This is a genomic window from Parageobacillus sp. NEAU-HV-2, from assembly GCF_059115485.1.
Genome location: NZ_JBXUJJ010000005.1, coordinates 136644 through 161524, shown reverse-complemented (window position 1 = coordinate 161524; position 24881 = coordinate 136644). Strand labels below are relative to the sequence as shown.

The window sequence follows — 24881 nt, the reverse complement described above, 5'->3', positions numbered from 1 at the left end:
CGTTTTCCCCCTATACCCGTTTTCCCGACATCTTGGCGAAAATGCCGTTTGGCATAAAGAACAGCACAAGCAAAAGCAATCCAAAGCTAATGGCATCTTTATATCCAGAAGACAAATATCCTTCTGTAAACGCCTCTAAAATACCGATGATAAAAGCGCCGGCAATAGCGGCAGGTGCATTGGTCAGCCCGCCAATTACCGCAGCGATAAACGCCTTTAGTCCGATCATTACTCCCATGTCATACGAAGCACCGGAAATCGGTGCAATAACAATTCCTGCCAATGCCCCGAGACCTGCGCTGACCGCAATGGCCCCCAATGACATTTTGCGCGGCTGGATCCCCATCAGGCGAGCGGCAAACGGATTCACGACACAAGCGGTTACCGCTTTTCCCATATAGGTTTTATTAAAGAAAATATATAATGCGATTAAACTTACTAAAGAAATGGCAATCGCCCATAAATTTTGCGTTTGAATAACCGCCCCGAATATTTGCAGAGATTCATTTCCAGTAAACGGGCGCAGTGCATAAGGCTGCGTGCCCCAGATAAAAATGGCAATTCCCCGAAAAACAAAGGCCGCTCCAATGGTTATGATAATTAACGTCGCAACCGATGAGTTTCTCGCTGGATGAATCGCTAGTCGTTCAAATAATCCCCCTGCTGCCATTACAGCAATAATGCTAAGCAATATAGCGATGACAAAAGGAACATCGCTGTTGACAAACGTGATACAAAGAAGCGCTCCAAGCATCGCAAAATCGCCCTGTGCGAGGTTTAAAATGCCGGTAATGCTGTACGTAATGACAAACCCAAGCGCCACTAAAGCGTAGATGCTGCCTACTGTCAAACCGGAAAAAAGCAGCTGCACGAACTGGCTCCATACATCCACGTTCCGCCCACTCCCTTTCACCAAATGTAAAAGAAAGGGAATTAGCTGTCTAATTCCCCTTATTGCGCACATTTACTCCGCAAGCACAAACTTGCCATCTTTGATTTGCACCATTACTAAGCTATCCGCAGTCAATCCGGTATGATTGTTCTTCTCCATATTAAAGACCCCGGATATCCCAACAAAGTTTTTCGTATTTTCCAACGCCTCTCTTATTTTTTCTTTATCTGTTCCTCCTGCTTTAATGGCATTCACTAATAGGTGGAACGCATCCCACGCATGTCCACCAAATGTAGTTGGTTCGTAGTTATACGTTTTTTCAAAATCTTCCTTATACTTCAGCAACGTTTCTTTTTGCGGATCACTATCCGGTAATTGGTCTGCCACTAGAATGCGCCCAACTGGGAAGATCACTCCTTCCGCTGCTTCTCCCGCTAAATCAATAAAGCTCTTTGTACCGATTCCATGGCTTTCAATCACTGGTATATTAATGCCTAACTGATGAATATTTTTTGTAACAACTGCGGATTCTTGGGCGGTTCCCCATACGATAATCGCTTGCGGATTGGCTTTTTTCACCCTCGTTAGCATCGCCTTGGCGTCGTCTACGGTCGCCTCAAATTCTTCTTCGATAACCGCTTCGACCCCATAATCTGGAGCAAACCGTTTAAATTCATCATGTCCGCTTGTTCCGTAGGCGTTAGCAACATTCAACCACGCTACTTTTGTCAAGCCTTGTTCTTTTAAATAGCTTAATAATTTATTAATGACGATATCATCACCTTGGGCAGTTTTAAACGTCCAGTTTCGCGGAGAATGATCATTTGGATTGACAATTTGTTTGCTAGCAGCGAGGGAAATGTACGGAATGCCTGCTTTTTCAATTTGAGGAATCATCGCAAGTGAATTGCCGCTGATCGTACCACCAATAATCGCTGTGACTTTCTCTTGTTCAATCAATTTTTTCGTCGATAATACCGCCTCATTTTGGTCGGACTTATCGTCATATGCAATAAGCTCTATTTTTTTGCCATTAATTCCGCCCTTTTCATTCAATTCTTTGACGAGCATCTTGATCGTTTCCATCTCCGGCTTGCCTAATGGCGCAGCACCCCCGGAAGCAGAGAAGATGCCGCCAATCTTAATCACTTCCGATTTAGAGCCGTTTGCAGGTTCCTTCCCACACGCAACAAGAATAACAGCAAATAAAATAAATACCGCAGCGGAGAAAAACTTTCTCATACCTTCCCCAATCCCCCTTAGAATATTTTCATTGGCAACGCTTTCAATAAAACGACTGATGCACAGCTAGGTGACACCAATTATGCATAATACAGAGAGGTAAAAAATGAATGCGGCAGGAAAATGCGTTTTTTTATATAGGAAATGATATATGAATAAATGCGTATCAAACCTTTTCACTCACTCCTCATTCCACTAAAGCATGATCTGCTTTAGTGGAATGAAGAAGAGGCTAACGTTGTTTAAATGCTTCCGCTGTATTTAATTTATGTTGGCGGACAAAGTGCTCGATCTCTTTTGGTGGCGCTTTTTCTTTTAATAAACGAACAATTTCAGCATGTTCTTTAATCGATTCTTTCGCCCGTTGCGGCACAAAGGTGAAGCCGTAAGCGCGGATTCGTCTCATCCGCTGCCAAATTTGCTTAATTTGCTCTTCTAAATACGCGTTGCCGCAATGTTTGTAAATAAGGGAGTGAAACTCGTAATTCAATTCGCTAAATAACTCGAAATCAAACTCATGCAGCGCTTGCTCCATTTTTTCGTTCACTGTTGTTAGCTGCTGAATCGTTCCCTCCTTCATATTGCTCGAACTCAGCGCTGTGGCGTATCCTTCCAATACCGCGAGAACCGATAACGTTTCTACATATTCTTTCTCGTTAATATTGCTGACGACGGCACCAGTGTAAGGTTTATACTGAATCCACCCTTCCGCTTCGAGCTGGCGAATCGCTTCGCGAACCGGAATGCTGCTCAAATTCAGCTCTCTGGCAATTTGATCAATGACAATCCGGTATCCCGGACCGTAGGTGCCTTTTTCAATCCGAGAAAGAATATATTCATAGGCAATTTGCGTCTTGTTTTTTACTTTTGCTTCCATACTATCATCATATACTATATACTATATGCTTACAAGCACGCCTTTTTATCGCTGTTCGACAGAAGCGGTGGAAGGCTGCTTTGCTTTCCCAAATTTCGGAATTGGATGGTCGCCGATCGCCACATGAACGACTTGCACTTCTGTGTAAAAATCAAAACTGTAATGCCCGCCTTCCCGTCCGATCCCGCTGTATTTCGTGCCGCCAAACGGAATGCGCAAATCTCTAATGTTTTGCGAATTGACCCATGCCATGCCGCTTTCAAGCGCCTGGGCGATGCGATGGCCACGTTTCATATCATTCGTCCACACATACGCCGCTAGACCATATTTGACGTCATTCGCCATGCGGATTACTTCTTCCTCCGTTTCAAAAGACATGACTGCCATTACTGGACCGAAAATTTCTTCCTGCGCCACTTTCATATCATTACGGCAGTTTAGCAGCAGCGTAGGCGGAACAAAGTTTCCTTTCTTCAGCTCCTCCGGCACGCTTGCCGCATACACTTCCGCACCTTCCTGCTTGGCGATCTCGATATAGTTGACAACCCGTTCCCAATGATCGCGGTGAATCAGCGGCCCTAATTCTGTCGCTGGGTCCATCGGGTCGCCGATGACAATGTTGTTTACCCTTTCTTTTAGCTTCTCGACAAATGAATCGTAAATCGATTGTTCGACAAACAGGCGGGAGTTGGCGGTGCATCGTTCCCCGTTGAGGGAGAAAATGCCCCATACCGCCGCATCGAGCGCCCGCTCCAAATCGGCATCCGCAAACACAATTAGCGGCGATTTTCCGCCAAGTTCCATCGATGTCTTTTTCAATGTATCGGCGCTGTTTTTAATAATTTCCGTCCCTGTTTTCGTTTCGCCGGTAAAAGAGATGAGACGGACATCAGGATGGGCGACAAGCGCGGCGCCTGCCGTTTCGCCAAAGCCGTGAACGACGTTAAACACTCCTTTTGGCAGCCCCGCTTCGTGGATGATTTCCGCCAGCTTGTTTGCCGTGAGCGGTGACCATTCCGCCGGCTTCAGCACCACCGTATTGCCGGTCGCTAACGCTGGCGCCACCTTCCACGTCTCGAGCATAAACGGAGTGTTCCATGGCGTAATCAGCCCAGCGACACCAACTGGTTTATAAATCGTATAGTTAAGAAATTGCCCATCAACATGATACGCCTCCCCGACCATACGGGTTTTTACCATTTCGGCGTAAAAGCGAAAGTTTTCCGCCGCGCGGGCTGCCTGTTTTTGCGCTTGGCTGATCGGAATCCCCGTATCTAGCGACTCCAAGTAAGAAATGTCATCCGCGTATTTCTCGATAAGATCAGCGATACGCAAAACATATTGCATTCTTTCATGAACGGACATCGTCCGCCACGGCCCATCATCAAACGCTGCTTTCGCCGCACGGACCGCCGCATCAATATCCTCTTTGAATCCTTCTGCGACTTGATTAATCGGCTCATTCGTAAAGGGATTAATATTTTCGAAGTATTTTCCTGCGGATCCTTCGACAAACTCGCCGTTAATATAATGAAGCACATTGCTTATTTTTCTTGCCATATGTCCCCCTCCTGGCCATTATCGCTTTCGGTAGCGCTGGTGAATATTATTATGTTTATAAGTCCCCGCTTCACTAAATTCATATAATTCTAGAGATAAAGCTAAATAGCGCTTTTCGAACAATGGAGCGAAATGTTCTTTCATCACGCGGAATATTTCTTCGCATACCGCCCGTTTATCTTCCTCCGAGCGGCCGGCGCCGATTTTCAGCGTACCATGCACAAACGCGTCATCCTCGGTACCGTCGGCAACGTAATATTCTTTTAATGGTATCGCCCGTGAGCGAATGCCGCCGATCGGAAACAAGTCGCTGCGTGAAATCAATACTTCATGAACTTTCCGCAATAACTCGCGAATATTCGCCTCTTCGCTAATATTATCGGTATACTCTAAAATGAAATGAGGCATCGGATCCCCGTCTCCTTTGCTAGACAACGTAATTGATTAAACGGCCGATTCGCTCGATTTCCGTTACAACCTCATCGCCACTCTCTACGTTCACCGCTCCTTTCGGAGTGCCCGTCAGAATGATATCTCCCGCTTGCAATGTCATAAAGCTGCTAATATATTCAATCAAAAACGGAATCGTAAAAATCATGTCGCGCGTATTGCCTTCCTGCACGATGTTCCCGTTCACATATGTCCGCAGCGTCAAGTTCATGGGATCGGCAACATCCGCTTTATCCACGAGCCATGGTCCTAGCGGTGTCGAAGCGTCGCGGTTTTTCACGCGGAAATTGGGTCGATAATAATTTTCTAAATAATCGCGAACCGCATAATCATTGGCAACGGTATAGCCGAGCACATAGTCATACGCCTCTTCGGCTTTCACATTGCGCGCCGTTTTGCCGATCACAACGGCGAGCTCGCATTCGTAATGCATAAACGTCGCATCGGCTGGTCTTGGCGTCTTGCCGCGATGGCCGATTAACGTATTTCTCCCTTTGAAGAAAAGAAGCGGCTCTTTTGGTGCGGAAAACGACAATTCGCTGGCATGATCGGCATAATTTAGCCCGAGCGCGAAAATGGTGCGCGGTTCCACAGGAGGAAGCCAAACTACTTCCTCCTCTTTTACGACCCAACCGTTAGGCAAACGAAGTTGCCCGTTTTCTTCGACGACCGCTTCACAAACCGTCCCGTTAAACGCTATGCGTGCGCGTTTCATCATATCCTGTCTCCTTTATCCAGTCTCCTTCCGGCACAATGATATTTTCCAAACTGCCAACTTCTTCGATTTCGATGCGCACGTGATCACCCGCCTGCACAAGCGGCGCATCATCCGGCACACCGACAAGCAGCACATCGCCTTTGTACAATGTCATAAATTCCGTAATCTCTTCTAAAAGGGTTGCGATCGAACGCAGCAAGTTTTTCGTATTATCTTGCTGAACTAACTGTCCATTGACAAAAACGCGGATATCTAGTTCATCGGGATTATCTACCTCATTTTTTTCAATAATCCATGGCCCAATCGGGGCAAAACCGTCCCTTGCGCGCTCTTTAACAGCTGGACGGTAAATCGCTTCATGCGGGATCGCGACATCGTTGACGATCGTATATCCCGCAATATAGTCGAAAGCTTCCCCTTTACGGACTTTTGTTGCAGTTTGGCCGATGACCACTCCGAGCGCCCCCCCGACTTGCAACTTATCTACCCCTTTTGGGAGCGGCACGCATCCGCCGTGCACGTTGATCGTATTGGCCGGTTTCATATACAAAATGGGAGCTTTAGGCGGTTGATAATACGGCGGTTTGGTCATCTGCTCGAGGAATTTTTCCCATTCATCCTTATAGTTTAAAAGCACGCCGTAAATCACGCCGATTTCCGGTGCTTCCCATTTTAGCCGGCTCGCATCGTATTCCCTTCCATGAATGATAACCGTATTCTTTTTGACATTTACTTCGGATTCCATCGTATGCGGAATGCCGGTTAGGCGAAAAAACGCCTTAGCCATCTTGTTTCACCACGCTTTCGCCGTTACGACGTTACTTCGGTTAACAGCCCGTATTTCACCAATGTTTTCCGGATTTTTTCTTGATTTTCTTCACTCGGCAAATCCAGCGGCAAGCGCAGTTTCGGTGTAATTTTTCCCATCATCCCAAGCGCCGCTTTCACCGGCCCTGGATTTGTTTCAATAAATAGCACATCATTTAGTTCCATCAGTTCAAAATGAAGCTCTTGCGCTCGCTTTACATCACCTTCGAACCAGGCGTTATGCATTTGTGCTACTTTTTCCGGAACGACGTTGGCAGTGGCGCTGATCGAACCCGCGCCGCCAATCGCCAGCATTGGATAGCATAATAGCTCAATGCCCGAGAATAAGAGAAAATCTCTGCCGCAATATAAAAGAACGCGGTTGACATGTTCAAAATCTTTATTCGACTCTTTCGCCCCGATGATATTTGGGCAATCCTCAACCAAACGCGCCATCGTGCGCACTTCTAAATTAACAGCTGTTCTACCGGGAATGTTATAAATAATAATCGGGATATCGACCGCATCGGCAATCGCTTTAAAATGTTTATAAAGCGCATGCTGGGACGGGCGGTTGTAATAAGGAACAATGACCATCGCCGCATCCGCCCCGATTTCCTGCGCGAATTTCGTCAGTTCCAACGTTTCGGCATGGTTCGTCGAACCGGTCGCCGGCACAAACGGCACCCTTCCATTAATCGTATTTTTGGCCGTTTCTATCACTTTTTTCCGCTCTTCTAACGTCAGCGAGCTCGGCTCTCCGGATGTACCCGTGACGGAAATGCCGTGGCTTCCGCTTTCAATCTGCCAGTTAATCAATTTTTTCATCGTTTCAAAATCGATATTCCCTTCGCTGTCAAATGGCGTAATAACGGGAGCGATCGATCCTCGCAATCTTTGTTTTACTTCTTCATAAGTCATAAGAGATACCTCCTAGAAATTCGCGCTCACTGCTTCATTGTCAGAATTTTGTTTATATTATATATAAAATTATATATGTTTTCAACTGTTAATCATATATGATGTTTGTTCCATACCTTTTCTCACTCTATTTTTATATCACCGTAGACAGGCTGCAATTTAGATGATAAAAGTCGGTTTCATTTGTTGCAGCATCGGCTCCTTCACTTCAACCGGCTTGCCACTATGCACATCCAGCACGATCGATGCTTCTTCAAACCAGCTGTCCGGCGCCTGATGCCCCCAGAACGTTTGACGACGCGGATCATTAATATCCCAGCGAATCGGCTTAAAATCCGGGTCGCTCGTTAAATAATCGCCGTTGTATAATTCGATCCGATGACCGTCTGGGTCGCGCAAATAAAGGAAAAAGGCGTTCGACAGCCCGTGGCGCCCCGGCCCGCGCTCAATGCTTGACGCATATCCCATCGCCGCAAGCACATCGCACGCGTGAATCAGACTAAGCTGGTCGGAAAGCCAAAAGCCGATATGATGCAAACGCGGCCCTTTTCCATTCATAAATGCCACATCGTGCACATTTTGTTTGCGGTGCAGCCAGGCAGCCCATAATTTCTTGTCTTCCGTTTCCGTATATTCCGAGCAGGCAAAGCCAAGCTCGTTTACATAAAAATCATACGCTTTTTGCACATCCGCCACTGCGCAGTTAAAATGGTCAATGCGCTGCACCCCGGCTCCGCGATATAAATCATAGCGCTGCAACAAGCGCTCCACCGTCTCCATGTTCGCAAAAAACTCCAGCGGCAGTCCCGATACGTCCTGAACGCGGAAAGCTCTTCCGACGGCGCGCTGCTCACCGACTTCGATCCATTTCGGGTTCATTTGTTTTTCGGCAAAAAATTGATATAGCGCTTCTAAGTCCGCCTCGGAATAAACTTTATAGCTGATCGCTTCCACCCCAGGTTGCTTCGCTTTTTTGAGCAACAAGCTATGGTGATGGTATTCTTCTAATCCCCGCAAATATAGATGCATATCGTCCGCTTCTGTCACGACAAATCCGAGTGCGCGTTCATAAAAATCGCGCGAAGCGTTTAAATCGGTCACATGCAATACGGCTCTTGCACAGCGGATAATAGAAAATGTCATGCCATCTTTCCCCCTTACTCTTTACGGATTTAAATGGGCATTGGCTGGAATATGAACGCTTTTTGGTGTTCCTAAAAATTCATAAATTAAATTTTTATAGTAATCTTTCTCGTAACCGTCGAAATAAGCCATCCCCATGCGGATCGGATCACCAAAAAAGTAATATTCATAATGCGTCTGCCGGCTGCCAAACGCACTCATCGTCATGTCCCAGGCAAGGCGGAACAACTGCACTCGCTCATATCCGTCGATATTCGCCCCCTGCATAGCGCGCCGCACGATATCGCCAATCTCTTCATTCTGGAAATCGGCCTCCGTCGGAATCGCCATCATGCCGGAAGCGCCTAGAATGCGAACAATTTCGGCAAGGCGCGGGTAAATGCGCGGATACCAATTTCGCGCTGCATCAAGAGCGGCAAAATCCGGCGTCATGGTTCCCCAGCGATCCGGTTTCGCATTATGTTCAGCACGATACAAATGGCTGCGCATTGTCTCGAGCACGAGCATAATTTCCGTTCCTTTGTCTTTGACATGCTGGAACTGGTCGATGCCAATCGCATCCATGATACAAAGCGTTACGCCAAGAATAAATTCGGTTTTGACGATGTTTTTCGCCACCACTTGGTGGGACATATGAACAACTGCGTTCGTTTCACGGAACGTCCGGTTACAAATGGATGAATTTCCACAGACGAACACGCGCTCCCACGGCACGAATACGTTTTCAAAGGAAACGATCGCATCCCCCTCTTCAAAGCGGGAAGCTAGCGGATGATCCCAATGGTTTCTGCCGTAATCAAACGCTTCACGGCAAATAAATTTAACCCCTGGCGTATTATTTGGAATCGCAAAGGCAAGCGAATACGGATCTTCTCCTGATCCCGATTTTTTGACCGTGGACGGAAAGACTAAAATTTCATCGGTAATGCCGCCTTGCGTTGCCAGCAGGCGAATGCCGCTGACGATAATGCCGTCTTTTCTTTTTTCTACTAAATGCAATGGAACGTTGGCGTCTTTTTGTTCGTGAAGGGCTTTCGAGCGGTTCATTTGCGGATGAATTAACGTGTGTGTCAGGCTGATGTCGTTTTCGCGCGCGTATTCGTAATAGTTTTTCGCATTCTCGGCAAACATTGGATCATCTTCAGCGAAAAGATCATTGGCGATTCCCATCGCCATCACTTCCGCGTTTAAGTAATCTGGCGAACGGCCCATCATTCCCGCCGAGGTGCGCGCCCATTCCTGCGTCGCTTCCCGTCTGGCGATCAATTCTTCTTTTGTCGTTGGCTGAATATACGTCATGCCGACTGGATTCCCCGTCGTTGGCGACGTATAAAGCATTTTGTCCGGCTTTTCATATTGGAGGTCATATAGACGGGCCATCGACTGGATGACATTTTTAAACGCGGGATGTTCGGTTACGTCTTCTACTTTTTCGCCGTGAATATAAACACTGCTTTTCGCCTTCTTTAGCCGTTCGATATATTCCTTCCCTGTTTTTGCAGGCATTGTTTGCTCCCTCCTACATTCTTTTTCCAAATTCATGTATAATCACAATAGTAAGCGCTTTCTAAACTAAATGTCTTACCCACCTCTCTTTCTAATTGTTATTTTCTGAATCTTTGGAATTAATATAACATATGATTTCATATATGAAAAATATAAAAAACATTGCTTTGCCATATAAAAAATATATGTAAATGGGGTGAGGAAGATGGTCGATATCAGGCATTTAAAATACTTTACGACGATCGTCGAAGAAGGGCAAATTACAAAAGCGGCAAAAAAGTTGCATATGGCACAACCGCCATTAAGCCAGCAGCTCAAACAGCTAGAGGAAACGCTCGGAGTTACATTATTGGATCGAAACGCCAAAAAGCTGGAGTTAACGCAGCCAGGGAAAATTTTATATAAAAAAGCAAAACAGCTGCTTCAGCAGTTAGAAGATGCCATTTTAGAAGTCCGCGAAATCGAAGAAGGAACAAATGGGGTGTTGTCCATCGGCTGTGTCAAATCGTGCTTTTACTATTTATCGGAAATCATTCAGCCTTTCCATCAATCGTTTCCAAATGTGAAATTTCATTTACGTGAAGGAGATAGTTTTTTCATCTGCGAGTTATTGAAACAGCGGGAAATTGACATTGGGATCGTCCGTCTTCCTATTGATTCTTATCACTATGAAATGATTCGCTTGCCAAGCGACCCTTATGTCGCCGTCCTCCCGAAGCAATGGAACATTTCTAAACCGCATATGTATATGAAAGAGTTTGCGGATGTTCCTCTCCTTCTTCTTCACCGCATCCAAGGAAAAGGACAATACGAACTCGTCATCCATGAATGCCGGCGCCACGGCTTCGAACCAAAAGTCATTTGCGAGTGCCCTGATGCAACGATTTTGCTCTCCCTCGTTTCCAAAGGGGTCGGCGCAACCATCGTCCCCAAATCGACCGTTTCTTTTTTCCGCCTTCCAGATATTTGCGTGCTTGATATTATTGATTCTTCCATTGAGGCAGAAGCAGCGGCAATCATTGAAAAAAATCGCTATGTTGCTAAAAGCGTTCATCACTTTTTAGCGATTTTGCAAGAAAAATTTCATGACAAAATCAAAAGTTAATATTTTATGCTAATTATTTTCTTTTTAATTTATATATTTATTTAAAATAATTATAAAAAAGTATTGACTTTTGTTTGAGAAATATTATCATTTAGTGGTGAAAGGAAAATAGAACGGAGGGAGAATGAAAGATGGCGGAGCAAAAAAAGTTGACGACTAGCTGGGGAGCTCCTGTCGGCGATAACCAAAACTCGATGACGGCCGGCTCTCCTGGCCCGACATTAATTCAAGACGTACATCTTCTTGAAAAACTAGCACATTTCAATAGAGAGAGAATTCCAGAACGCGTCGTTCACGCGAAAGGCGCAGGTGCACACGGCTATTTTGAAGTAACAAACGATATGTCCAAATACACAAAAGCGAAAGTGTTTAACGGCGTTGGCAAACGTACGCCCGTATTCGTCCGCTTCTCTACCGTCGCTGGCGAGCTTGGTTCCGCTGATACCGTTCGCGATCCGCGCGGTTTTGCTGTGAAATTTTATACCGAAGAAGGAAACTATGACATCGTCGGCAACAACACACCGATTTTCTTCATTCGCGACGCGATTAAATTCCCTGACTTTATCCATACACAAAAACGCGATCCACGCACGCATTTGAAAAATCCGACAGCGATATGGGATTTCTGGTCTTTATCGCCGGAATCTCTGCACCAAGTAACGTATTTGTTCGGCGACCGCGGCATTCCGCTCACTTACCGCCATATGAACGGCTACGGCAGCCATACGTTCAAATGGGTGAATAAAGACGGTGAAGCGGTTTGGGTGAAATATCATTTTAAAACCAACCAAGGCGTCAAAAACATGGACCCGGAACTGGCGGCGAAAATCGCCGGCGAAAATCCGGATTACCACACGGAAGATTTATTTAACGCGATTGAAAACGGCGATTATCCGTCCTGGACGTTATATGTGCAAATTATGCCGCTTGAAGATGCGAAAACATATCGTTTCAATCCATTTGATGTCACAAAAGTGTGGTCGCATAAAGACTATCCATTAATAGAAGTCGGCCGTATGGTATTAAACCGCAACCCAGAAAACTACTTTGCCGAAGTCGAACAAGCGACATTCTCGCCTGGAAACCTAGTCCCTGGCGTGGAACCATCTCCGGATAAAATGCTGCAAGCGCGCTTGTTCGCCTATGCGGACGCACACCGCTACCGCGTCGGCGTCAACCATAACTTGCTGCCGATCAACCGTCCGCGCGTCGAAGTCAACAACTATCAACGCGATGGCTTTATGCGCTTTGACAATAACGGCGGCGGTTCCGTCTACTATGAACCAAACAGCTTCGGCGGACCAACGGAAGTGCCGGAACATAAAACAACGCCGTTCCCGGTATCCGGTTTGGCGGAAAGCGTGCCATATGATGACGATGACCATTATACCCAAGCCGGCGACTTGTACCGCCTCATGAGTGAGGAAGAAAAAGCACGCTTAGTGAAAAACATCGTCGAATCGATGAAACAAGTCACGAAAGAAGATATTAAATTGCGGCAAATCCGCCACTTCTATAAAGCCGATCCTGACTACGGCCGCCGCGTTGCCGAAGGGCTTGGCTTACAAGTTCCAGATGATGTGATTACAAACGCGTAATCAAAAAGGATAGACGTCGCAAACGTCTATCCTTTTCTTTTTCTAATTAACCAGCCGTTAACACGAGCTCAATCCGCAGAAATGCCGGCAATCGATTGTAAAACGGTTTTAATCTTTATAAGAGTGATGAAACCGTTAGTTTGAAGTATGTCTTTGAATCCATTCTACCACCGCATCCGAAACTGGCTGTAGTTTCGGGTGTGGTCTGCCCAGCAAATACCCTTGACCGAAATGAACGCCGAGCCTTCCCACTATTTCCAGCTCCTCGAAAGTCTCGATTCCCTCCGCAATAATTTGGCAATTGATTTTCTTCGCAAACATTACCAGTGTCTCCAACAACATTTCCTTAATCTTGTCGCGGTCGATACGATGAATAATTGAACGGTCAATTTTAATATAATCAGGGCGCAATTCGGCAATTGCTTGCAAAGAAGAATAGCCCGCTCCCGCATCGTCAATCGCGATTCGGTATCCTTGTTTTCGGTAGTGGTCTAGCGCTTTCGTGAAAGACGCGTAATCATCGATGGACTGGCGTTCTGTAATCTCAAACACAACGTTTTGTGGTGTCAAATTCATCTTTTTGAGGAACGCCAAGGTCTGTCCTGGGGTAAACTGCGGGTCGTGAATCACATTGGCGTTGAGATTAATAAATAATTTCCAGTTCAAATCATTTTGTAAAAACCCTTCAATTGCCCGTTGCCGAGCCACTTTCTCCAAAGCATACAGCTGGTTTTCTTTTTCTGCAAATTCCCACAGGCGATTCGGAGTCGCAAAATAACTTGACTGCGGACCGCGCGCTAACGCTTCATATCCATAGATGTTTCCGGTAGAAAGCGAGACAATCGGTTGATAATGAGCCGTAATCTTGTGCCAAGCAAGTATATCTCGAAATTCCGCCTGCAAGCGTCTGAATTCGGCGTCCGTTTTGTTTTTCGCTTCGTGAATCGCTTCTTTGATCGCATCATACAGCAAGTTTTCGGTTGTTCGTCCTGTACTGGGATCCAACACCGCCGTTCCAGTATAAAGTTCAATCGAATCACCAGACAGCGCCATCGATTCGTTCAATTGCTTTCCAAAGATGGTACGGATCTCATGCGCTAGGCGAAGCAAAACCGTTTTCACCCAATTCGCATTTCCCTGCTCCGTGCGGACAAACAACAATACATCGTCCCCAAACATTCGGTGAGTCAACAATCCGAATGAACCAGACATTTCTGCTTCGAAGATCAATTGTTTCCATACCTGGAGCAGCTTTTGGCAAACTGTTTTCCCGTGTTTTTGCTCCATCTCCCCAAAACGTTTTATATCTAAGTAAATGAGTCCTATAGGATACTTGTTTAAATGTTTAGCAATTTTCTCTGTAAGATTTTCACTATTCAAACTGTCAGCAAGCAGCATGATGGAAGCGAGCTGATCCGCCATCCTTTAGGCTCCTTTCGATAAAAAAACAACAACCTACGTGTGGTGTTTAACATTATATCATAGTCCATACCGGTGAATCTTAAATATTTTGTAAATATTTGTCGATTTTTGTGTTAAAGAACGTGTTGCAAAACGTATAACGAATGCATAAATGCACATAAAAAATCCACCACCTTGGAAATCATATACAGTGGCCAAAACCAGCTACCAAGGGGTGGATACGATCATGATTTTCAATTGGAACAGCGAACATGCATGGGCTTATGAAATCGGCCCAATCGTCTGCGCAACTCTTCTGCTTATTTCAAAGGTTTTCAACATATTTCTTTTTTAAAAGAGCCTTGATAAAAACATTAATGACAAGCATAGCAACAGCTGAACAAATGAGGCACGCTAACCAAGCATACAATACAATTTGTGTAATTTGATGGATGATATTTTCTGTCTCAGCAGTGAACGTGCCCCCACTACATAGTAACCATTGGATTTCATAGCGACGGTAGCGAAGCGAAGACCGTCTGGGGTTTGCCAAGTAACACGATCTTCCCCGTTTTTGGCAAGAGCGAACAGTGCCTGTCACTGTTCGCCTATTCAATCGGTCCCATGAATTGAGTTATTAAGTAAATATGCTCAACCAATTACACTTTTTTCAAATAGCGATGATGATATTGATTCCGTCTCATCCCATTGTTGACGAGACGGAACCGATTGTGTTTACTGCATATTACGCTTACGAGAGAAAAATAGCTGCATAAACAAGAGCCTTTCTCTCTGTTTAACGTATCCGTTTCCGTGACATAACACCAATTTAAAAAGTTGAGTTCTTAAATTTATGGCACTCTATCACAATAAAACGTACCTTACTCTCTAAAATTCGTTACAACACTTTAACTTTGATTTAAGTTATGCAAAATAGTACGTATGAACCAAGTAAGTCTATCACTGTTCATTTTCCTCATAGCATGTTTTCTAACAAACTCTTGAATATCATCCCAATGATCAAGTTGAAGAATTTGTTCTAACTCTTGCTGAAGTTTTTGTCGATATTTACTCTCTTCAGTTAAACGAAATTCTTTGACTAGTGTTTCTAATTCTTCATAGTTAGCACTGGGGTTAAAATAACATTCAAGAAAATATTTAAAAGTATCGTACTTCAGGTCCTCGTTCAATGATATCACCCTTTATTTTTATTTAACAATAGGAAATGCAGTTAATATTCTGAATCCTAGCTCCTGTGTTGAATCCCTAATCAATACTACTCTAGAATTGGTTAGGTTATAAACGACATGTTTTTTATCTCTAAGAACCCCTTTTCCTATTGGATGATTGTGTGATACATCGAATATTTTTCTTCCCGTATCAGATTCATTTAGCCATTTCGCAATATCATCGGCATTCTTGCGCAAGTTTTCCTGAATAGCTTTAATGGCTATCTGCTTATTGGTAAACGTAGTAGCTGCTTCTACATCTTCTTGAATGGCTCTTTTAATGAGTTCTTCATTTGTTTTTGACACATGTCTATCTAAAGTATGTCCGCCAGCAGCTTCCATCCTATCAAGAAAATCAACATCGATCTTCCGTATTAAATCTGGATCTGCTTTGCCTATACCCTTACTAGCTCCCGTTCTGCCGACGATATTCATCGTCGTTTCTTTTGTTCCCCTCTCGGCCCCGCTCATCCACATGCGGGGTGCCGGGCCGCCGACTCCTGCCAAGGCCGGCTGTGGCCCCCTCAGGACAGAGCCGACATTTTCGAGAAGGTTCTCCCATTGCTGTTTGAACGAGCGGATCGTTTGGGTAATTGGCGCCTTTACGACTTGGTGGTATACCGCTTGAAGGACAGGCATGATTTTATCATAGCGGAGAACATGTTTCGTTTGCGAGACTAATTTGGAAACATCCGCTGCTGTTTCCGCCGCTTTCGCTCCTTTGATCGCGGCTTTACCGGCGACGCCTGCTCCTTTGGCTGGAGGAATGACGGACAACAATAACATTCCTCCCGCAAGCAGGCGGTCTCCTGCTGAAATCCGTTCTCCGGTGATCGGGTCGTATTCTCCAAACAATCGCTGCAAGTCATACCAGCCAAGAAGCTCTAAACCAAATTCTTTCATGTTGTCGGCAAGCGTTTGGTCTGCCTGTCTTATTGCCGCGGCCGTCCGATACAGCAGTTCTTCCGCTTCATTCAGCTTTTCTTCATAGCGGTGGAGCCAATGAATCAGCTCGTCTTTGAGCTCATAGATGGCATCAGAACCGATGCCGGTAATCTCTATCACTAAAGAGGGAAATTCCCACGAAAGTGAGGTCCGCGCACGGGAGCAGCCGTCTTCGGCATCGGGGACATGCTCGGCTACGGCTTCCAGCTCTTCTGGCTTGATTCGTATCGTCGTCATTGCAACTCCTCTATCTTTCGACGAATTTCGGCGATTTCCCTGCTTATTTCATGAAGAAGTTCATCTGCAGTCGCATAAATATGTGCCTCGATTTGCCGCAAGTCCCCGTATACCAATTCATACGCTTCTCTCGATTCTCCCTGCCAATACGGAACATACTCCTCATTTCCGCGATAAAATGCACGAGTACCTTGATGAAATTCCTCCATCGCTTCTTTGACCTGCCCCTGATAGGACTGCAGGCAACTGATCATCGTCTCGTAGGCCCTTCGTTTCATTTCTTTTTCGATCGATTCCAATAAAGACGACACCTTGATTCCTCCCCCCATTTGCACACCATCTAAATGGTAACATAAGTAAAATAAGGATAAATCATGATATATTCCTGTTTCGCCAGATGGCAATCAGGACTTTTTTCCTCATCTATGATTCAGCCATGTGAAGCATGTCAAAGCTCCTCCAAAAACAGCCTGTTTACGGAACAAACTTTTTCATGCGTGGAACGATTACCGTGAAGATGACGATAAGAAATCCTAAAATAAAAAAACCAAACAGCCATGGCAGAAACGATGATGATGGTCGTTCCGCCTCATCCAATGGTTGATGAGACGGAACCGATTGTGTTGGAGGATCAGAAAACAATCGCAGTTTTTCCGCCTTGGCGGCAATAGTATTTGTTTCTTTTTCTCCCGATAAAAATAACCGTGCTTTTGTTTGCTCAAAGAAAGAAGATGTCGGTCTTTGAAATGTCAGCGCTGTTTGTACCTCTGGCAAATCTCTCTTCTCATCGAGCAGCGACTTTTCATGAATGTAATCAGTGCGTAATTCGATGTCCTGCCGTTGATACTGATTTGGTTCAATTTCCGGCCACTCGTCCGTTTCCGCGTAAACCGTCCCTCCCATCGCAGCAAATACAGAGCAGAGGAAGGGGAAAAAGAACATCACAAGACGTCCTTTACCCTTCATATGTTTCCCCCTCTTTCTGCAAAGCGGCCAGACGCTGCTTCAAAAACGGAACAGCGGACATGAACAGCGTGACAACTCCTAGCGTAATGACAGCTGGATAAAATGCTTGCTGGTCTCCATATTGAATCGACATGTACGTTTCTGATATCGGATGGTCAAAGCTAAAGTTTGGCAATACTAAGTCGAGTAATGGAGTAATGAAAAATAGGATCAAGCCGACTCCGAGCACCCATCCGGTAAACGGTCCGATGAAAAAGGCCAAGCGAACAATAGCGGAACAGAAAAATAATAAGATGATGGTAAAGATGCTCCACTTAAGGGCCTGCACATCTTGCATCGGATAAATTCGTAATCCATATGTGCTGATGATGAAACCGACAAGCAAGTTCATCATGACCAGCAATGCAGCCTGCATCATAAGCGGAACGGAAGAATAATAATGCAGGAAGAATCCAATAAGCATGCCGCAGAGCAAAATAATGATAAACATCACGACAGGCGGCGTGTGCGTTGTTTTCTCTTCCGGAATATCTCCGCTTACTTGCACCGGATTGGTTAAGTAATCATACACATATCCATTTGTTTGTTTGTCTACCATCGTATTATCTAACAGATCATATACATCATTTTTAATTTGTTTTGTCGTGTTGACATTCGCTGCCCATTTGTTGTTTAACTCATCCGCCCGCTCTTGGACCGATGCCACTTTTTCATGCAGCTCATTGGTATAACCGATGATTTGGTCTTGCCCTTCGGCAATGGAGGTGACCAAATCAGAAATTTGTGCAACGTCTTGCATCGTATTTTGCTGCATGGTAATCACAAATTCGCCATCGTTGGCTCCTAACGTCGATTGTATTGTTCCTGCTTCATTCATGGCTTGCTGAAGCTGTGCTGTCACTTCATTCGCGGCGTCGTTTAGCGATTGTAATTGTCCCAGCAGCTCTGCTTGCACCTGTTCCACATTTTCATCATATTTTCGTATATATCCAAGTGTTGCTTCAACAAAAGAATGAACGTTATTTTCGACCGCTTCTGCATCTTGCAAAGAAGTGGCTAAGTGGTGCTGTAACTGATGAAAATATGGAATTTCGCTATGAATATTCGATAAAATTTGGTAAATATTATCTTTTTCCTTCCAATTTAAAATCAGCTGATCCACCAATGCTTCGTCAAAATTCCCTGTTCGCTTTAACGCATCCTCAAAAATCGATAGCCAAGCAAAATAAGCGAGAAGATCGTTCATGTTTCTGCTTTGAATAGCCGGTTGAAAGTAGGCTGATAATTGTTGCTTTCGCTCCCCGGATAACGATGGAGACTGAAGAATAGCTTGTTCTTTTGCAACAATTTGCTGAACCACCGTTTCTTCCGATTGCCCATTGTCGTCATTTGCCTGTTCGGCCAGCTGCTTTGCCAATTGCGCGTATTTTTCCTGCCATTGCTGCTCGAGGGCTAACTGCTTTTGCCATGCTTCCTTTGCCTTTTGCATTTCTACTTCCAGCTGATTCATCACATTGTCAATACTTCCCCAGCTTCCTGATGTATCTTGCCCTTCCTGCGTCTCTTGCGTCTTTACCGTTTGCAACTCGGTCTTTAAAGACGCCAGCTGCTGCTCGAGCCTATTCAGCCACTCCCCGTTCCCTGCTGGCTGTGGCAGCTCTCCCGGCACCGGCTGTTCATTCGGTGCTGACGGAGTTGTGGTCGATTGCAGCCGCTGCCGTAGCGGGATGAGTTTTTGCTGCACTTCGTCCAATGTCTTTGTATCTGTTTGTTGTTGATATTGACGGATGAGGTCTTTTTGCAACGCCAGCAGTTGTTCAAATTGTTCATTAACGCTTGAATTTTGCAGCTGATCTTGGAGATTCGTCAATGCCATATGGCTGTTCATCACTGTATTGCGCAGTGTAGACACCGATTCGAGCAATGTTTGGCCATTTAATTCAAACTCCGGTTTCACATTCCATGGCCGTTCTACGACGGAACGTATTCCCCCGCTCACCATTGTTTCATACTGATGAATTCCTTCTTGAATGATGTCATACTGCCGTTGTTGATACTCTTTATACGCCTGAATATCCTCGATAAACGAAGCAATTTCCGCTTCCGCCTGCTCCAAACCTTGTAACGTATCGTTGGAGGAGCTTTCGGCGTTTTTCGAAGACGAAAGCAGCTGTTCAAGCATCTTCTTTTGACTCTCGATCTCTTTTGTTAATTTGGTAGAGCTAGGGGTGTAAAAATCGTACATCGTCTTTTGAAAAGCAATTTCTTTTTCCAAAATAGCACTAAATTTTTTGCGAATATCTTCTATCGCTTGGCCGACATAGCTCCAATACAGCGTAGACATCTTTTGATTGATCGTATTTTTGGCTGCCTCTAACTCTCTCTGTACCCGCTCCCGGTTTTTCGCCTCGAGATTCGGCTGGATTTTATATTGAACGGTTGCTTTTAGCGGCTGTTTTTCATTAAACGTTAAAATGTTTCTGGAAAAATCGGATGGCAGATACACGACAGCGTCATATTGACCGTCCGCCAGCCCTTTTTCCGCCTGACTGCGATTGACGACAGACCACTGATAATTAGAAGCATCATCAAGGGCTGGTATAATTTCTTTGCCGAATTCGTATGTTTTCTTATCATAATCAGCTCCTAAATCTTCGTTGACTACCGCGATTTGGTTCGTTGTCCTCTCTGTTACCTTCATTGGGTTATGGCCAATGAACGTAAAGAATAGTACAGGAAGAGCAGCAATAAACACGATCTTCGCGATCAACTTGACGATTTTCCCTTTTTCCGTCATATGATTCACCTGATTTCCTTTATTCTACTTTTGGAATTTGTATTTTCTGTTCTTTTCCATTTAAGACAAAATAGCCAAACCCTGGGTCCACTTCTGGTTCGTGTCGCGTAAATGGCAATGCAAACAAGCTTTGTTCCGACTTTTTCATGACGAGAATCGCTTGACGAATTTGTTTCAGTTCAGTTGTCAGCGCATCAAAACCCTTCGTAAACTCATTTGCGTTTCCTGCGACGATAACACTAAATCCAAGATGGCTGTACCGCTTCATCATCATTGCGATTCGCTCGTGAATTTTACTATCGACTGACTGCTGAAGCCGAGAAAGGCTATCCGCGACAAAAACAACTGGTGAAAAGGCTTGTACGTGAACATCCGCTTTCCCAATTGCCGCTAAGTACTCTTCCTCTCTCTTTTGCAATATTCCGTTGACCTCATCAAGCCAATGGTGCATTTGCTCTTTTGTTTCTATATAGGCGACGTTTTCTTTATTAGCGTATAAAGCAAGGCCGCGGTCAACTCCGTCAAACAGCCCGATGCCTGCTGTCGGCTGGGCGAGCAATGATTCCAATATCACCTTGATCGCATTCGTCTTCCCTTTTCGCGACTGCCCTACTACAAGACAATGCGGATTTGTTTGTATATGAAGGGAAACCGGACGAACCGTCTCTTCATCAAGTCCAATCGGAATCAAGCCAGGCTGCGGCTGAACCACATATGTTTTCGAAAATATAGAAAATGACAGTCGCGATGGAAGCATCGGAATCGGCTCTGGCGTCTTCATTCCCTTATATCGCTCTTTTAATCTCGTTATCTCTTGCTTCACGTTTTCGTGCACCGCGATGTCATGATCGCCATCAGCTGGAAGATAAATTTGCGTTAAGACCGCTTGTTCTTTTTTTACCAGCGCTCTTCCTGGAATGGGCTCGACATCATACGGAGTTCGCCCAATGACGGAAAACCGTTCCGAACTGTCAAGGAAATAATGAACGATTTTTGTTTTCAAATTGTTCATGAGCGATGGACGAACTCCACTAATTCTTGTTGCCGTCAGCAGCAAAAATATTCCAAGCGATTGCCCGTCTCGGGCATATTGAATGAGCTGTGTTTCAAAATCAGGCATTTCCTCTTTGACAAGGTCAAAATTGTCAATCGTGATAAAAATAATCGGAAGCTTTTCTTCAGAAAGCGTGTTATACAACTTAATCGTACTTACTTCTTTTTCCATAAACCGTTGTTTCCGCCGCTCCATTTCCTCTTTCATGAACTTGATGAATTTTTCTATTTTCTTTCCATCATCAAATCGGAAATAATCGGCGGTATGCGGCAATTGCCGCAACGGCAGCAACGCGCTGTTTCCGAAGTCGAAAATGTAATAATGAAGCTGTTCCGGACTATAGACGGAAGCAAAGCTCATTAACAATGTCATCGCCGTTGTCGATTTCCCATATCCCGCAGAACCAAAAATGCCGATATTCCCGTCTTCAAGCCATTGATATAAGTAGTCCGATTGCCGCTGCAGTTCCGGTTCATCTTTTAGACCAATCGGAAAATGAACGGTCTCTCGTTCTAGCAAGGCAGGGCGATGCAAGCGCGAAGATAGCGGCGGCAGCCATGGGCTCGGCAGCTTTTCGATCCCAAGTTGCTGCTGCACCTTGACAATTTCTTGAACAACCATTTCAATTTCTGTTTTTTGCTTTTTCTTGTTTTTCTTCATTTTCGCGTCAATATTTGAAACCGGGATAAGCCCTAAATCCGTGACAATATAAATATCATCTTCTGATTCAAAGCCTTCTTCCATATACGGCGCACCGCTCCATGCCGATTGAAACAATTCGTATACTTCATTATTTCCGACTTGAAGATAAGCGCGGCCTGTTACGGTAATTGTAGCCGCATCTCCGTTTTTCAATATTTCCTTACTATCGCTGGCATCTTGCACTTTCAAGCTGATGCGAAAGCGGGCATTGCTCCAAATTTGCTCGTCAATGACTCCTCTTGGCTTTTGGGTTGCTAAAATAAGATGGACTCCCAAACTGCGGCCAATCCGCGCCGCACTGACCAATTCGCGAATAAAGTCCGGTTCTTCACTTTTTAATTCAGCGAATTCATCGGCGATTAGAAAAAGGTGCGGAAGAGGCTCTTTTGCTTTTCCTTGTTTATATAGCTCCATATAGTCATTGATGTGATTTACTTCATATCGATCAAACAAGCGCTGCCGCCTTTTCAACTCACTATTAATGGAAGCCAACGCGCGCGCGCTGAAGTTTTTGCTGCCATGAATATTAGTAATGGTGCCTAATAAATGTGGAATGTTTTTAAACGGCTGTGCCATGCCGCCTCCTTTATAGTCAATGAGCAAAAACGCGACTTCATGAGGATGAAAATGCACGGCCAATGACAAAATATACGTTTGCAGTAGTTCACTTTTCCCCGATCCTGTCGTTCCGGCGACAAGCCCGTGCGGACCGTGCGCTTTTTCATGCAAGTTCAGCTCTACGACGTCTTTTTTGCCTTTTAGTCCAATCGGAACGGCCAACGAGCGCGAAGGTTGATGAGTCATCCAATTTTCCTTAACGTTTATCTCTTCCGCTTTTTTCACTTGAAGTAATTCGAAAAATGTTACTTTTTCTGGAATGGAGTTGTGCATTCCTTTTTGATGATCTAAAGATCGCAATAAGCGGGCGAACCGCTCGTTTCCTTCCCGAGCATGTTCATCGAGCGTAAACGGAATATGCGCCGCTTTCCGATGCTGGATCAAAATTTCCCCTTCCCGCTCATTAATGTATCGCACAAGCGTATGAATGTTTTCCGTTAAGCTTTCCTTCGTATCCGAAGCAAAAATCACGGAAATACCGACTTCTTCGTTTTTTTCTTCCAAATATTCCAAAATGACATGTTCGGCAATTAAAGAGCGGTTGGCAACGATAAACACAAAATGCGGGGAAAACCGTTTCTTCTCTTTTTCTTCGTCCAGATCGCGCTCCCGCAACATCTCGTAAATCGACGACAACAATTGGTCCCGTGTCTGTTCGTTATAAATAAATCCTTTCGCGAAAGAATTGGGCAGTTGAAAATGCGGGAGCCACTTCATCCATTCCCAATCCTTATAATCCTTTTCATCAAAGATGGCAACAAACCGCACATCATGGTAACTGTGAAAAAAGGCGATTTGCCCTACAAGCTGCTGGATTTCATGATTAACGATCGCCGCTTTCCCGATCATTCCCATTGCCCCGCTTGACAAATCAATCGTAAGTGGCACATTTTTTACGGTTTGGTAAACTTGCGCCATCTGTTGAGCTTGCTCTAATAAATCATCGATTTCCCGATTGGCCAAATCACCCATACTCACCGACACTTCATAGGTAGACGGAACATCCGCTTTTCCGATGCGAAGATGAAGGAAATCGTCGCTTTCCATCGTTCGTTCCCAAATACGGTCGCTAATTTGCAACACGAGCGATTTCATCTTTTCAAATGACGGGAAGTGATAATATAGCACGTTTCTTTGTTTCTCGGATAGCGCGTGAAGCTCTTCCCGCTTTTGTTTCAAGTAATTCGTATAAATGCGCCGTCGCTTCTCTTTCCGTGCTTTGCGATTCTTTCTTTCCCGAAAATATTGCACGGTCGATGTCACTAACGTTGTCGCAAACATCACGATCGAAATGAGAATAAAGATGCCCCGCGGTTGAATTAAAGCAATCACTCCCATAACAAGAAGCATCATCAACGGCGGTAAAATCATTAGCCATAAACCACGCTGATCCCCGTCTCCTTCTTGGCTTGGAAACGAAACCGTAACCTTTTCGCTTGGCAGTTCATAAATCATGCGCGGTGTCCGGTGATAAACAGGATATTTTTTTTTCATTTCCGAAATCGGCGGTACTGTTTCCGTCAGCGAAGATGTTATCTCTTGGCCGCTCGTGACTGCTAATAAATCATCCTCTAAAAAAACAAATTGTACATACGGACATAGGATCCTATCCCCGTTTTGTAAAGGAGCCATATTGGATATTTTTGCTCCATTGAGAAACAGAGGCGATTCATGGTTTGGAGTAACGAACCATTCTCCCTGCTGCTTGACAAACGATACCCTCGCCGTTTTGGCTTGAATGTCTGCTTGTGGATCAGGCGCTACCATCAGTTCGGTTTTATTGCCAACATAATAAATGCGTTGTTTTATTTCTTTGTTAATCCACACGACCGTAATCGCTTGTCCATCGTCATCCACCGTAAAGGGATCATGCGGCTTCAGTTCCCCGATCGGCTTATCTCCTTGCAGCACCGTCATGGCGGAAGCATCTGTTTGTTTTCTTATTTCTACATATCCGTTATGAAATAAAAAAGACGGGATGGTGACATGATGCTCCAGTTTATTTCCAATAGAAATACAATCCTCTTGTCCTGTCAGCGGGAATAGCTGGCAAGTATCCTCATAAAAAATCCATAATTGACTCATATAATCCTCTCCTATGATGCTCGTTGCT

General features: G+C 44.9%; 19 protein-coding genes. 2 read left to right on the top strand and 17 right to left on the bottom strand.

Annotated features, from left to right (window positions below):
• Positions 1-10: 10 nt before the first annotated feature.
• From AC1WMD_RS10410 to hpaB, 10 genes are all read right to left on the bottom strand, one after another.
• The gene (locus AC1WMD_RS10410) at positions 11-892 is read right to left on the bottom strand and encodes a branched-chain amino acid ABC transporter permease (RefSeq protein ID WP_043905965.1); all 882 of its coding nucleotides are present in this window, start codon (positions 890-892) and stop codon (positions 11-13) included.
• 72 nt (positions 893-964) lie between these two features.
• Positions 965-2134 carry an ABC transporter substrate-binding protein gene (locus AC1WMD_RS10405; RefSeq protein ID WP_043905966.1) on the bottom strand — a complete coding sequence of 390 codons (1170 nt, stop codon included), beginning with the start codon at positions 2132-2134 and terminating at the stop codon, positions 965-967.
• Between the two features lie 232 nt (positions 2135-2366).
• Positions 2367-3011: a GntR family transcriptional regulator gene (locus AC1WMD_RS10400; RefSeq protein ID WP_494257124.1), complete on the bottom strand. Its 645-nt coding sequence runs from the start codon at positions 3009-3011 to the stop codon at positions 2367-2369.
• 45 nt (positions 3012-3056) lie between these two features.
• Positions 3057-4571 (bottom strand): 5-carboxymethyl-2-hydroxymuconate semialdehyde dehydrogenase, encoded by a 1515-nt coding sequence (hpaE, locus tag AC1WMD_RS10395; protein WP_043905968.1) that lies wholly within the window; start codon positions 4569-4571, stop codon positions 3057-3059.
• Positions 4572-4589: 18 nt separating this feature from the next.
• Positions 4590-4979, bottom strand: a complete 390-nt coding sequence (locus AC1WMD_RS10390; protein WP_043905969.1) for a 5-carboxymethyl-2-hydroxymuconate Delta-isomerase — start codon at positions 4977-4979, stop codon at positions 4590-4592.
• A gap of 19 nt (positions 4980-4998) precedes the next feature.
• Entirely contained in the window at positions 4999-5736 is a 738-nt protein-coding gene (locus tag AC1WMD_RS10385) for a fumarylacetoacetate hydrolase family protein (RefSeq protein ID WP_043906649.1), read from the bottom strand.
• Positions 5711-6526 (bottom strand): fumarylacetoacetate hydrolase family protein, encoded by an 816-nt coding sequence (locus AC1WMD_RS10380; protein WP_494257123.1) that lies wholly within the window; start codon positions 6524-6526, stop codon positions 5711-5713. Before AC1WMD_RS10380 ends, AC1WMD_RS10385 begins: the two co-directional genes overlap by 26 nt.
• A 23-nt stretch (positions 6527-6549) precedes the next feature.
• Entirely contained in the window at positions 6550-7467 is a 918-nt protein-coding gene (gene hpaI / locus AC1WMD_RS10375) for a 2,4-dihydroxyhept-2-ene-1,7-dioic acid aldolase (protein WP_494257122.1), read from the bottom strand.
• Between the two features lie 159 nt (positions 7468-7626).
• The gene (gene hpaD, locus AC1WMD_RS10370; protein ID WP_043905972.1) at positions 7627-8610 is read right to left on the bottom strand and encodes a 3,4-dihydroxyphenylacetate 2,3-dioxygenase; all 984 of its coding nucleotides are present in this window, start codon (positions 8608-8610) and stop codon (positions 7627-7629) included.
• Positions 8611-8631: 21 nt separating this feature from the next.
• A complete protein-coding gene (hpaB, locus tag AC1WMD_RS10365) occupies positions 8632-10116 on the bottom strand; it encodes a 4-hydroxyphenylacetate 3-monooxygenase, oxygenase component (RefSeq protein ID WP_043905973.1) in 1485 nt (494 codons plus the stop codon).
• Between the two features lie 205 nt (positions 10117-10321).
• Between hpaB and AC1WMD_RS10360 the strand changes: the two genes are divergently transcribed.
• Together AC1WMD_RS10360 and katA are read left to right on the top strand one after the other, a co-directional pair.
• Positions 10322-11221 (top strand): LysR family transcriptional regulator, encoded by a 900-nt coding sequence (locus AC1WMD_RS10360; protein WP_494257120.1) that lies wholly within the window; start codon positions 10322-10324, stop codon positions 11219-11221.
• A gap of 131 nt (positions 11222-11352) precedes the next feature.
• Positions 11353-12819, top strand: coding sequence for a catalase KatA (gene katA, locus AC1WMD_RS10355; protein WP_494257119.1), 1467 nt, complete (start codon positions 11353-11355; stop codon positions 12817-12819).
• 135 nt (positions 12820-12954) lie between these two features.
• On the opposite strand, the gene AC1WMD_RS10350 is transcribed toward katA, so the two are convergent.
• The 7 genes from AC1WMD_RS10350 to essC all read right to left on the bottom strand — a co-directional run bounded on the left by AC1WMD_RS10350 (position 12955) and on the right by essC (position 24853).
• Complete coding sequence (locus AC1WMD_RS10350; protein WP_494257117.1) at positions 12955-14241, bottom strand: EAL domain-containing protein; 1287 nt, start codon at positions 14239-14241, stop codon at positions 12955-12957.
• 887 nt (positions 14242-15128) lie between these two features.
• Positions 15129-15419 (bottom strand): hypothetical protein, encoded by a 291-nt coding sequence (locus AC1WMD_RS10345; RefSeq protein WP_233504775.1) that lies wholly within the window; start codon positions 15417-15419, stop codon positions 15129-15131.
• A gap of 9 nt (positions 15420-15428) precedes the next feature.
• Positions 15429-16631 (bottom strand): RNase A-like domain-containing protein, encoded by a 1203-nt coding sequence (locus tag AC1WMD_RS10340; protein ID WP_494257116.1) that lies wholly within the window; start codon positions 16629-16631, stop codon positions 15429-15431.
• Positions 16628-16942 carry a DUF5082 domain-containing protein gene (locus AC1WMD_RS10335; protein WP_494257115.1) on the bottom strand — a complete coding sequence of 105 codons (315 nt, stop codon included), beginning with the start codon at positions 16940-16942 and terminating at the stop codon, positions 16628-16630. Before AC1WMD_RS10335 ends, AC1WMD_RS10340 begins: the two co-directional genes overlap by 4 nt.
• 163 nt (positions 16943-17105) lie before the next feature.
• Complete coding sequence (gene essA, locus AC1WMD_RS10330; protein ID WP_494257114.1) at positions 17106-17597, bottom strand: type VII secretion protein EssA; 492 nt, start codon at positions 17595-17597, stop codon at positions 17106-17108.
• Positions 17587-20394 carry a type VII secretion protein EsaA gene (gene esaA, locus AC1WMD_RS10325; RefSeq protein WP_494257112.1) on the bottom strand — a complete coding sequence of 936 codons (2808 nt, stop codon included), beginning with the start codon at positions 20392-20394 and terminating at the stop codon, positions 17587-17589. Before esaA ends, essA begins: the two co-directional genes overlap by 11 nt.
• A gap of 19 nt (positions 20395-20413) precedes the next feature.
• A complete protein-coding gene (gene essC, locus AC1WMD_RS10320; protein ID WP_494257111.1) occupies positions 20414-24853 on the bottom strand; it encodes a type VII secretion protein EssC in 4440 nt (1479 codons plus the stop codon).
• Positions 24854-24881: the final 28 nt, after the last annotated feature.